The sequence below is a fragment of the Tannerella forsythia genome (assembly GCF_003860135.1).
Lineage (GTDB): Bacteria > Bacteroidota > Bacteroidia > Bacteroidales > Tannerellaceae > Tannerella > Tannerella forsythia_A.
In genome coordinates this window covers 1-12,221 of record NZ_RQYN01000020.1, presented here as the reverse complement: position 1 = coordinate 12,221, position 12,221 = coordinate 1, and the positions used below count along the sequence as shown (strand labels likewise).

The 12,221-nt window shown below is 50.5% G+C and carries 7 protein-coding genes; 3 read left to right on the top strand and 4 right to left on the bottom strand.

The window, feature by feature from the left end; all coding sequences use genetic code 11:
* The first annotated feature begins 11 nt into the window (after positions 1-11).
* Positions 12-506 (top strand): metallophosphoesterase family protein, encoded by a 495-nt coding sequence (locus tag EII41_RS06570; protein WP_124789932.1) that lies wholly within the window; start codon positions 12-14, stop codon positions 504-506.
* Here EII41_RS06570 and EII41_RS06565 read toward each other — a convergent pair.
* The 4 genes from EII41_RS06565 to EII41_RS06550 all read right to left on the bottom strand — a co-directional run bounded on the left by EII41_RS06565 (position 484) and on the right by EII41_RS06550 (position 5,948).
* Complete coding sequence (locus EII41_RS06565; RefSeq protein ID WP_124789931.1) at positions 484-1,692, bottom strand: hypothetical protein; 1,209 nt, start codon at positions 1,690-1,692, stop codon at positions 484-486. The two genes, EII41_RS06570 and EII41_RS06565, sit on opposite strands and share 23 nt — an antisense overlap.
* A 49-nt stretch (positions 1,693-1,741) precedes the next feature.
* Positions 1,742-2,593 carry a lipoyl synthase gene (lipA, locus tag EII41_RS06560; RefSeq protein ID WP_124789930.1) on the bottom strand — a complete coding sequence of 284 codons (852 nt, stop codon included), beginning with the start codon at positions 2,591-2,593 and terminating at the stop codon, positions 1,742-1,744.
* Positions 2,593-4,761 (bottom strand): S9 family peptidase, encoded by a 2,169-nt coding sequence (locus EII41_RS06555; RefSeq protein ID WP_411292586.1) that lies wholly within the window; start codon positions 4,759-4,761, stop codon positions 2,593-2,595. Before EII41_RS06555 ends, lipA begins: the two co-directional genes overlap by 1 nt.
* A 323-nt stretch (positions 4,762-5,084) precedes the next feature.
* The gene (locus EII41_RS06550) at positions 5,085-5,948 is read right to left on the bottom strand and encodes a TIGR01212 family radical SAM protein (protein WP_124789929.1); all 864 of its coding nucleotides are present in this window, start codon (positions 5,946-5,948) and stop codon (positions 5,085-5,087) included.
* Between the two features lie 193 nt (positions 5,949-6,141).
* Between EII41_RS06550 and EII41_RS06545 the strand changes: the two genes are divergently transcribed.
* Positions 6,142-9,618: a tetratricopeptide repeat protein gene (locus tag EII41_RS06545; RefSeq protein WP_124789928.1), complete on the top strand. Its 3,477-nt coding sequence runs from the start codon at positions 6,142-6,144 to the stop codon at positions 9,616-9,618.
* 617 nt (positions 9,619-10,235) lie between these two features.
* A partial coding sequence (locus tag EII41_RS06540; RefSeq protein ID WP_260425506.1) for an IgGFc-binding protein occupies positions 10,236-12,221 on the top strand: 1,986 nt, incomplete at its 3' end.

Genomic DNA, 12,221 nt, shown 5'->3' with positions numbered 1-12,221 from the left:
TTTTCCTCTTAATGCAAACGATCGGATTACTTTCGGATACCCACGGATGGTGGGATGAGAAATACGCAACCTACTTCGCTTCGTGCGACGAGATTTGGCACGCGGGCGATATCGGTTCGGCCGATGTGGCGTTGCAACTCTCGGCGATACGCCCGCTGCGCGCTGTCTGCGGCAACATCGACGGCTACCCCGTGCGACAGATGTACCCGAAGACGCTTCACTTCACGATCGAGGACGTGTCCGTCATGATGACCCATATCGGCGGCTACCCGGGACGTTACGAGCCGGCCATACGCGCCGAGCTGTACGAGACGAAGCCACAACTGTTCGTCTGTGGACATTCCCATATCCTCAAAGTAATGTTCGACAAACGTTTGAATTGTCTATGCCTGAACCCCGGAGCGGCCGGAAAAAGCGGCTTTCATACGGTGCGCACGTTGATGCGCTTCGTCATCGACGGGGCAGACATCCGCGATATGGAGATTATCGAGTTGGCGAAACGGTAACCGGCTCCGTCTCGGTCGATACCTCGACCGGCTGCTCGCGCTTGGCCGTATATTGTTCGGCCAGCAATACGGTATGTTGCAAATAGGCATACTCCTTCTCGAAGTATTCGCTGAAAAGTCCCTGTTGCAGGTTCTCTTCGATCTGACGGGGTGTCCATAACTTCCCTTCGGCCGTTTTTACATAGTTCACGAAAGCTTCTTCGGAATGCAAGGTCAGCACGTACAACGATACGAGCTGTGTCACCCGTTCATTCTCGAACGGATAGCGAACGAGGAAATGCGGCTTGGCTTCGCTCTTGGCTAACGAACTCCCCAGCAGCTCGCGGACGGTCTGATCGAATGTCTGCTTGAAAAGCACGTACCCGTAAAACGGATGATCGAGCGCTTCGGGCGAGACTGGCTGAACAGAACTGCGTTTGACGAGGTAGAGCATCCCGTCATATACCACGGCAATGCGCACCACCGGATGACAATAATGCCGCGCCTGCGAGGTGAGGCTGACCGAATAAGCAATCCGTCCGATCACTTTGCCTTTCTTATCAAGCACGGGCAACCATTTCTCTTCCGCCAGCCCCTGCTTCATCATCGAAACGCGAATCTGCTCGTAGGCGATAATCCCCAAGCCGATAAACAAGGCTGCCTCACGGTAAAGCAGCCGTTCAACCCAGATATGCTGGTAACTTTCGGGGAGAATCATATAGAACAGAAGGATAAACAGATGCAGCGTATAGACGTTCTGAGCGATATGCGCCACAAAAAAGAACTCGTTCAAAGCCGTTCGCAACGGAGCGCGCTTCAAGGCCGGACGATTCGATTTACGTACCCAACCGACGATCGGGCGCTTCAAAAAGCCGATCACCGACAAGACGGCAACCAATAGCCATTCGGTAATGAGCGGCGAATGCAGATACAAGACCGGTTCGAGGCGCAAGAAGAGGAAGAGCGAATAGAGCACCAGCGTAATGGCTGTAGGTAAAAGCATAAACTGATACTTCCTGCCGCGAAACAGTCCCCAAAACGTAAAACAGCTGACCACACAGAACACCCCTGCGATAACGAACGAGACGATGTATGTGTAGAAATTGTTCAGAAACATGAGCAACAGCAACGGCAACAACCCGACGGCCTGATTATTCAGACCGTTACGGATATCCATGCTGTTCTTTATGCGGGTAATTTGTTCCATGCTGTATATATAACAATGTATAGGGGGGCTTTGTTGCGAATAGGAACGTTCATTCTTCAAGCACGCGCTCGGCATGGTACGACGAACGCACTAACGGCGCACTCTCGACCGAGCGAAAACCTTTTGAGAGGGCCATTTCACGATAAGCTTCGAATTGCGCGGGAGTGACGTATTCCGTCACCGGCAAGTTCTTGCGCGAAGGTTGCAGGTACTGCCCGATCGTCAGTGCCGATACGCCCACGGCGCAGGCGTCGTCCATCAGTTCCTCTACCTCGGCTACCGTCTCGCCCAGCCCGACCATGATGCCCGTCTTGGCACACAGTCCCCGCTCGGCAATGCGTTTCAATACCGACAGGCTTACTTCGTAACGTGCCGCGCTGCGTACTTGAGGCGTGAGGCGGCGCACCGTTTCGAGATTATGCGAGATGACTTCGGGCGACGCATCGATCACCTGATCGACGAGCTCCGTCCGCCCCTGAAAGTCGGGGATCAGCACTTCGAGTGTCGTCCGCGGATTGATTTCTTTGATACGCCGGATGGTCTGCACCCAGTGCTGTGCTCCGAGATCGGGCAGATCGTCCCGGTCGACCGACGTGACGACGGCATGCCGCAACTTCATCAGGCGAATGCTCTCGGCCACCTGTGCCGGTTCGTCCGGGTTGAGCGGCCGGGGCTTACCCGTCAAGGTATTGCAGAAACGGCACGAGCGCGTACAGATATCGCCGCCGATCATAAAAGTAGCCGTGCCGCGACTCCAGCACTCGCCCTGATTGGGACATTTGCCGCTCGTACAGATCGTATGGAGACAATGCGACTCGACGATTTCTTTCGTTCGGCGAAACTGTTCGTTTCCCTGCAAACGTATTTTCAGCCAGTCGGGCTTCCGAAGGTAAGTGCTCATTACAGATTTTCCAGCACAAAGTTCGTCATCTTCGTGTATAGATGGTAGCGCGTATTGCCGCCGTAGATGCCGTGATCGCGATCTCGGTAGATATGCATGTCGAACTGTTTGCCGGCCTGCACGAGTGCCTCGGCATAGTCCATCGTCTGCTTGAAGTGTACGTTATCGTCGGCCGTGCCGTGGATCAGCAGCAGCTTGCCCTGCAAATCTTTGGCCAGCAAGATGGGCGATGTAGTATTGTAACCGTTCGCATTTTCTTTCGGTGTACGCATGAATCGTTCGGTATAAACCGTATCGTAGTAGCGCCAGTCGGTAGGCGGCGCAACGGCGATACCGGCTTTGAAGGTGCCGTTGCCGGTGCTCAGCGCCATCAGCGTATTGTATCCGCCAAAGCTCCAGCCCCAGATGGCCATCCGGCTGCCGTCCACATAGGGCAGCTTGGCCAGCGCCTGCGCGGCCTCGACCTGATCTCTCGACTCCAGCTCGCCGAGCTTGAGGTAAGTACATTTGCGGAATGTCTCACCACGCGCTCCGGTGCCTCGTCCGTCGACACAGACGCAGATCACGCCGTTTGCCGCCAGATACTGCTCCCATCCGAACTCGTAGCGGTCTAATACCGATTGCGAATTGGGGCCGCTGTATTGAAACATCATGACCGGATACTTCTTCGACGGGTCAAAGCCGGCAGGCTTCACGATCCACGCGTTCAGCTCATAGCCCGACGCGGTCTGTACGGTGATAAACTCCTTCGGCGAATAAGCCGTGGCTTGCAGCGTTTCCTTCAACGACGCATTATCTTCGAGCGTCCGCAACGTCTTGCCCGTCTTCGTTTCGTTCACGGTGATGACGGTCGGCGTGCGAGCACTGGAGTATCGGTTCACATAATAGGCGAAGTTGGCACTGAACGATGCGCTGTTCGTTCCTTCCTGCTTCGTCAGGCGAGTTTTCACACCTTTGGCATCCACCTTGTACACCGCCCGGCGCAACGGACTTTCTTCGGCCGACTCGTAATAGACCGTGTTTGTGGCTTCGTCGATACCGATCAACCGCGTCACATCCCAGTTACCCTTCGTCACCTGACGCTGTTCTACACCCGTTGCCGCATACTGATAAATATGCGCATAACCGTCTTTCTCGCTCACATACAAGAAGCCGTTGTTCGTAAACTTCAGCTCATTGAGCCAGTTGGAATCGATATACGTATCGCTTTCTTCCTTGAGGATCTGTTTGCAGATACTGCTCTTCGGATTCGCATAATACATGCTGAAGATGTTCTGATGACGATTGAGCGTCATCACGGCCAACTGGTCGGGGTCGGCAGTAAAAGCGATGCGCGGGATGTAGCCGTCGGCATCGACCGGTACCGGAATCGTTTTGATATCTTTCGTCTCAATGCTGTAGGAATGAAGCGTGATGCGGGAATTCTTTTCGCCGGCCTTCGGGTATTTATAGTTATACGTGCCCGGATAATAGCCGTCACCATAGATATGCATGGCGTATTCCGGCACCTCCGACTCGTCGGAACGCACGTATGCCAGATATTGGCTGTCGGACGACCAGCTCATCAGATTCGTCACGCTGAATTCTTCTTCATAGACCCAGTCCGTAGCACCGTTGATGACCTTGTTCGGCACGCCGTCTTTCGTGACCTGCACTTCCGTATCGTAATCGAATTTTTTCACCCATATATTGTTATCGACCACGTAAGCACACATCCGTCCGTCGGGCGAGAAGGTCGGAATCATCACTTTGGCTCCCGAATCGTTCAGCGGTTTCACCATATTGCGACGCACATCGTAGGCGTAAGTCTGCGCCTTGAACGAGCGACGATAGATCGGCTCCGTCTCGCGCCAGATCAGGATACGGTGTCCGGTCGGGCTCACTTGGTAGCCCTGAAAATCATCGAACGTACATTCACGCGCCGTTTGGGTATGAAAGAGCGTATCGACCGGTTTACCCGTGCGATAGTCGTATTTGACAATCATCGTCCGCTCCTTATTCATAGCCGTATAATGTACTCCGTCGGCCATTGTACGCAGCCCGCCGTCGGCCGTTGACTGGCTGAACTTTCCGTCCGTAATCCCTCGCAGTTCCACCCGCTGCTGCGCGCTGACGCCCCCTGCCGCGAGTAGCGAAAGCAAAAAGACTATTCCTGTTTTCTTCACCATTACTTGTTGTTTTTTTTCTTCGGGCAAACTTAGATAAAAATTCCGATATTCCTAAACAAGTCCGCTAAAAAAATCCGAAGCCGAATAGCAGTTGCGAGCACCCCGGGAAGAGTGTTTGCTCGACTTTCTTTTTGTTAAAAACCATTTATATTTCACCCCATTTAGCCTGCATAAGGAAGCAATTTTATTTACATACGGATGCGCGTAAACTTACGTCCGTATATAAATTTTCTTGCGTCCGTATGTAAGTTAATGCCGCTCGGAGCACGTTAAGAAAAGTATACGACATTAACAAATTTACAACATACAATACGGCGCCGCTTTCATCCGTTCATGCGTTTTCGGAGCTTTGCTTCAAACTGATAATTTTTCAGCCCCCAGTCAGGAGCAAGCAGCCACTCCTTGGGCGCCTGAGATACGTATCGTTCGATAACAATGTCGGAACGCAAACGTTGCCGAAACGCAACGACCAAATCAATGTATTCGTCTACCGTAAACAAATGAAATCGCCCGGGATATGCCTCGTACTCACGTCCCATCGCCGTATGACGGATAATCTGTAACTGATGCAGTTTAAGCGAAGTAATGGGTAAAGCCGAAAGCACGTCGGCATGACGGAGCATCTCGTCGCGGCTCTCGCCGGGAAGACCGAGAATCAAGTGTACGCCTACGGGAAGGCCTCGCGCATGAGTGCGACGGATCGCATCTTCCGACTCGGCATGCGTATGCCCGCGATTGATCCGCTGCAGCGTACGGTCGAGCGTACTTTCCAAGCCGTACTCGATCATCACGTACGTCTCCCGCGCAAGATCGGCCAGATAATCGAGCAACTCGTCCGGCATGCAATCCGGGCGTGTGCCGATCACTAACCCCACGACGTCCGGACAGGCCAAGGCTTCTTCGTACTTGCGTCGCAATTCGTCCATCTCGCCGTATGTATTCGTGTACGCCTGAAAATAAGCCAGATATTTCATTTCCGGATATTTGCGGGAAAAGAAACGCATCCCTTCGTTCATCTGCTCGGTAATGCTCTTCTCCGCACGACAATAATCAGGATTAAACGTCCGGTTATTGCAGTACGTACAACCACCCGTTCCCTTGCTCCCATCGCGATTGGGGCACGTAAAACCGGCATTCAACGAAATCTTCTGTACTTTAAAAGGGAAAGCGTGCATCTTCGATTTCATTCCGCAAAGGTATATAAAAAGATTGTTTGATAGTGGTTAGGTGCTAATGGTGTCTTGTTTTGGAAAAAGTTGACATAGAATATGGGGACATGACAGAACGACTCCCGTATTTTTTACAGGTTTGTGCCTGATAGAACAATAAACCGAAAAGAAATCAGTTATTCTATAGATAGGATAGACAGCGACAGAAAACGTGAGAAGACAGTACGATATTTTTTTATGGGTGGGGACCGCACTGCTCTTGCTCGGAGCGTGCAGTACGAAGAAGAATACGGCGGCCAGTCGTCGGTGGCATGCTTTTACCGCCCGATACAACACGTATTTCAACGGTAAGACTTCGTTCGATGAGCAGTTGGCCGATATGCACAACAACTACAAAGAGAGTTATACCGAACGTATTTTTATGTATCCTGTCAGTGCCAAACCGAAAGACAAAAACGAGACCGGTGGCCCGTTCGACCGCGCGATCGAGAAAGGAAATAAGGCGATCAAACAACATTCTATCCGAAAAAAGCCGACACGTAAGGAAGGGTGGCGTAACGACCCGAAGCAGGTGGCGTTGCAAAACAAAGAAGAATACAATCCCTTCCTGAAACACTGCTGGATGCTTATCGCGCAGGGGCAGTTCTACAATGCCGACTTCTTGCAGGCCTCGGCTACATTCTCGTACATCGCACGCCACTATGCGACTGACAGGGAGATGGTCGCTGCAGCACGGATCTGGCAGGCGCGCTGCTATGCGGAATTGGGATGGCTCTATGAAACGGAAACGGCACTGGCACGCTTGAAAGAAAACGGATTCCCCGCACAGAACCAAAAAGAATATGATCGCGTATATGCCGACTATCTGGTGAAGAGCGGACGGTTTGAAGAAGCGGTTCCGGAGTTGCAGAAAGTGATCGGTCATGAAAAGAATCGTCGCCAACGCACCCGCATGCGTTACCTGTTGGGACAGTTACAGACGGAACTCGGACAGAACGAAGCAGCCTATCAGACTTTCGGCAAAGTGGCCTCTTCCAATCCTCCGTACGAGATGGAATTCGCAGCGCGTATCCGGCAGGCTGAAGTCCTTCCGCCCAGCCGCTATCCGCAAGTGCTGAAGATGCTGCATCGCATGACCAAAAGCGACAAGAATAAAGATTTTCTCGATCAGGTCTATACCGCTATCGGGAATGTGTATATGAGCCGCGGCGATACGGCCAACGCGATCACCAATTACACTCTCGGTATCGAAAAGAGTACGCAGGGAGGGCTCGATCTCGCGATTTGTCAGATCAAATTGGGCGATATCTATTTCGCTCAAAAGGAGTACGTAAAAGCGCAACCATGTTTCAGCGGAGCTTTAAGCGGCATCCGAAAAGAATATAAGGATTACGATCGTGTAGCACAACTGTCGGCTGCGCTCGACGAATTGGTGGTGCATGTCGAAGCCGTGCATCTGCAAGACAGTTTACAAGCGCTGGCCAAACTGCCGGAATCGGAACGGTTGGCGGTGATCGACAAAATCATCGAAGAAGTAAAAGAAAAAGAAAAGAAGGAAGCTGAAGACGCGGAACGGGAACGCTATCTCGCCGAGCAGGAAGGAAGAGGCAGCGGTTTCGGTCAACGTCCGAACATGCAAGCCAATCTTCAGTCGCTCTCCGTCAATTCGGGAGGAAGCTCGTTCTACTTCTACAACGATCAGACCGTTGCGCAGGGTAAGACACAGTTCCAGAACAAATGGGGCAAACGCGTCAATCAGGACGACTGGCGTCGCCGCGACAAGGCGATGAGCATGGCCTCTCCGCTCGAAAATCAGCACGTAGACGAAGAGAATCGGATGCAGTTCGATGAAGAAGGCAACCCGATTGAGGCGCCTGTCGATTCGATGCAACTGGTGATGGATTCACTTTCGTCCGACCCGAAATCGCGCGAATATTATCTGCAACAGATTCCTTTCTCCGAAGAAGACGTGGAAGCCTCGAACATCATCATTGCCGACGGACTGTTCAACATGGGCATGATCTACAAGGACAAACTGGAAAACAAACAACTCTCGGTCGAGACATTCAGGGAGCTGGAGCGTCGTTTTCCGGAAAACAAGTACCGGATGGATTATTATTTCCAGTCGTATCTGATGGGACTTCGGTATAAAGACAAGCCGTTAGAGACGGAATACAAGAACAAACTGATACAGATATTTCCCGAAAGCGATTATGCCAAAGCCGTAGCCGACCCGAACTACGAATACAATATCCGTATGATGGACAGGGTACAAGATTCACTCTACGAAACGACGTATAACCGCTACTTGGCGAACGACACGTCGTTTGTACGACGCAGCTACCGTCATTTCAGCAAGACATATCCGCTGGCCACGCTGATGCCTAAATTTATGTTTGTCGAAGCACTTACTTACGTGCAGTCCGGCGATGCCGCCGGTTTCAAAAACGCTTTGCAGAAGCTGGTTGAGAAATATCCGTCGGCCGATGTGACAGAGCTGGCCAACGAGATGCTCAAAGGTATTCTGCGCGGTCGCAAACTGGTACAAGGCAATATGACGGGCATGAAGTGGAACCTGCGCTTCGGACTTGACGAATACGGTCAGCTTTCGGCGGCCGACTCGGCGCGGCAGTTCGTCGATAACCCGCAGTCGCCGCACCGCATGGTCTTGCTCTATCCGACCGGAGCCGTAGACCGCAACCAGTTGCTCTACGCCGTAGCGGCGTACAATTTTGCCCATTTCGAGGTCAAAAGCTTTGATCTGAGCATGGAAGAGGCCGGATCGTTCAGTATGCTGATCGTAAGCGGATTCAATAATCTGGAAGAGACGCTTGAGTATTACGCGATGATCTATGCACCCGACGGATATGCCTCAGCCATCGATCGTGCCGTGTTGTTCTTCCCCTTCTCCGACGAGAACTACGAGACGCTGCTGCACGGCAAGACTCTTGAAGAATACATGACGTTCTTTGCTGAGAAATACGGAGCGCAGGCTCCTGAACTCGTGGTCCGCTGGCGGATGCAGGTGGCGGCCGATGAGGAGGAGACATCACGTGAAGACATTGCTGTGGAACAGGCAGCCAATATTTCTACCGAGAGCTCCGAAATTACCGAAGAAGAGAAGTCTCCTCAAAAGGAAACCAAGGAGGAAATTTCGGAAGAAGCTCCTCTTTCGCAAGAAGAAACAGTACAGGAAACGGGAGAGACATCCATCGAAAAAGGACAGGAGCCTGTCAAGGAAGAGACGGAAGAAACCGAACACGAAGAAAAAAACATTCCCGAAGGCGAGGAGCAGACTGTAGCGGAAGAAGAACAGACTGTTTCTCCGGACACGACTGTAACGTCGCAAGACTCCGTTCTTGTGAAACCGAAAGAAATCACGCTCGAATATTTGCAGAAGCGTCGTGCGCAAGCCGAAGCGAAAGAACGTCTTGAACAGGAAGCGAAAGAAAAGACACTCGAAGAGAGACGGAAAGAGGCGGCCAAGCAGAAAAAGCAGCTTCTGAAAGAACGCGAGGCCCTTCGTCGTCAGAAAACAAAAGAAGCCAAGGAACGCCTGAAACAAAAAGAAAAAGAGCGGAAAGAAAAGGAAAAGGCGAACCGTCAGCGGCAGAAAGAAAAAGAAGCGGCACGCAAGGCAGCACAAAAAGAAAAGGCTGCGGCCCGCAAAGTCCGGACACGAAAGTGAGAATCCGAGTTGGATCAGCTTCGAACATGACAGTGCGTCCGATGAACCGGTTGTTTATAACCAGTCAAAGGATTGAAAAAGGTTAAATGTTTATAATTATGGCAATCCCGTTTGTTTATAGATAGAGGTAAAGAAGTGCTCTTAAAGGGTTTAATATGGCTTATACACAGAGTTTAATGAAGTTGTTTGCAATATTATTTACCAGATTAAAGTGTTTGAGTTGTGTTAATATAAGTGTAAATGATAGTGTTATTCTATCAAAACGATTAATTTTGCAGGCAATCAACAGAAACAATATCTATTCAACATACTTTAAAAAAAAATCGTGTAATAAAAAAAGTTCTATGAAAAAAAAACTTCTAATTCTGTTTATGTGCTTATACGCTTTAACCGGCCTTAGAGCACAAGATACCGAATTCTGGTTTGTCGCACCGCAATCGGGTCTCTCAACGCAGGACAATGGAGGGTTTGTGTTTACAAATACCTCGAAAGTTAATTCGGCAAAGGTTACGATTACCTACTATAGGTCCGGGCTTACGGAAACTTTCCTTATCGGACCCGGCGAAGGTAAACGCCGTATTATTGATCGGCCTTTTTCTACAGCGAATGTAGAAAATATGATGATCAATGCCGGAAACGTAGTACCGGGAGGGATTCATATCAAATCGACCGAGAAACTTATTGTCTATTATGTCTTTGATGCTTTGTATACGAAGGATATCTTTGCGTTAAAAGGAAAATCCGCATTGGGTACAGAGTTTTTCGTCCCGCAAACGACTGATGGTTTTTATATCAATGGAGACCCGGGGACAGGGAATGACTATCCGCACGCTTTCGATCAGATCGACATTGTTGCTACAGAAGACAATACAACGGTTACAGTTACTTTGACACGAGACTGTGTCAAGAAATACGATATAGGTACCGGCACTCCAATGGCTGATATTCCGGCAGGAACTCATACGGTAACCTTGGCACGTAAAGGCGATGTGATTAAATACTTGGAGAAAGGACATGGTACACCGGGCACATTCAATACGCTGGGAGGAACAAAAATCGTATCGGACAAACCGATTGCTGTATCTTCGACCGAAGAGGTAACAAACCACGATATGATCGCCGATCAAATTATCCCGGTTGACAAGACCGGCACACTTTATCCGATTGTCAAAGCTTACTCCGATTCCACGCTCCATCCTAATAGGGGAAAATACTCGAAAGATCGCGTATACATTATGGCTACCGAAGACGGTACGGATGTGTTCGTCAATCTTCCGGACGGAAGTCAGCAACAGATCGGTACAGGATTACAAGCCGGCAAAGCAGCTGTCTTCAACATGGGCGAACTGCATAAGCCTCCTTATGCGGTCAGCATCAAAACGAACAAACGAGCTTATTGTTTACAGACGACCTCTCAAAGCTACCATCCCGGAGGCGCCGTACTCCCGAGTATCTACAGCGTAGCGGCCAACAAATTATCTTTTTATCAGTATCCGGCGCCACTTGCCAATGAAAAAAACGCTATCTTTCTGGCTTATCGGGATACTTGTGAGAAATATTTCGAAATCGAATACGGTGGAACAACTTATAACCTGATGACGCTGGCCGGTATTCCCGGAACGGGTGCCACTGCCGAGCAAATGGGGAAAATACCCGGCATTGCCGGATGGAGTTATATGCGGGCTACTCTCCCAGTAGCTGCAGATGATCAGGTAGTTACAATTTTCAACTCTGAATCCGTATTCTCATTGGGTTATTTCTCCGGAAGTTTAACGCAATATTATGCCACCTTTGGATATTTGTCGGCATTCGGCGATTGGAAATTCGACCCGGATACGATCTATCGTTGTGCAGCTAGTGCCAGGCCTGTTACCCTAATGGGAGGGTATGCAGCCAATTATAAATGGACACTACCGGACAAATCCATTAAGGAAGGGGCTGACATGAGTGCACTAAAAGCACGCACACCGGGTATGTATATTCTGGAAATGGATCAGGAGTTTCAAAAGTTGACCGATACCTGCTGGATCATTGACCTGGCTTTCTCCGCGTCGATTAAACGCCAACCGAACAAACCGGCCAAAATGAGCGTGCCGCAACAGTTCGGCATCACAGCCAATCCTTCAATAGCGAGCATGCTAAAGTATAAGTGGACCTTTGAAGGCGGAAACCCGTCTACATCGGTTGCTGCAAGTCCAAAAGTAGTCTGGAACTCGACCGGGCCGAAAAAGGTCACGCTTCATCTCTCGGCTACAGCCGGTTCAGGCATCAATGAAGTGACTTGCGACACGACCCTCGTCATGGACTTGATGCTGCACGAGAAGAACATCGGATACTTTGTCGACCAGAATGTCAACGGCGGACGTCGTGACGGAACGAGCTGGCAGAATGCTTTTCCCACCATTGAAGAAGCACTTGACAAGGCTTCGCAGGGCGACTGTATCTGGGTGGCCAAAGGGAACTACACGCCTCCCAAAGGAAAATCGTACGTGATCAATTATGACAGTGTCGAAATCTACGGAGGATTTGGCGCGTGGGAAGCAGACTTGAACGAACGAAACTATACCTTGCATAAGACGATCATGAACGGAAACGGAAGCAAT

What these genes read in the sequence shown, in the direction of transcription:
- EII41_RS06570 (WP_124789932.1), top strand. Translation starts at nt 12, where the DNA reads ATGCAAACGATCGGATTACTTTCGGATACCCACGGATGGTGGGATGAG.
- EII41_RS06565 (WP_124789931.1), bottom strand. Translation starts at nt 1,692, where the DNA reads ATGGAACAAATTACCCGCATAAAGAACAGCATGGATATCCGTAACGGT.
- lipA (WP_124789930.1), bottom strand. Translation starts at nt 2,593, where the DNA reads ATGAGCACTTACCTTCGGAAGCCCGACTGGCTGAAAATACGTTTGCAG.
- EII41_RS06555 (WP_411292586.1), bottom strand. Translation starts at nt 4,761, where the DNA reads ATGGTGAAGAAAACAGGAATAGTCTTTTTGCTTTCGCTACTCGCGGCA.
- EII41_RS06550 (WP_124789929.1), bottom strand. Translation starts at nt 5,948, where the DNA reads ATGAAATCGAAGATGCACGCTTTCCCTTTTAAAGTACAGAAGATTTCG.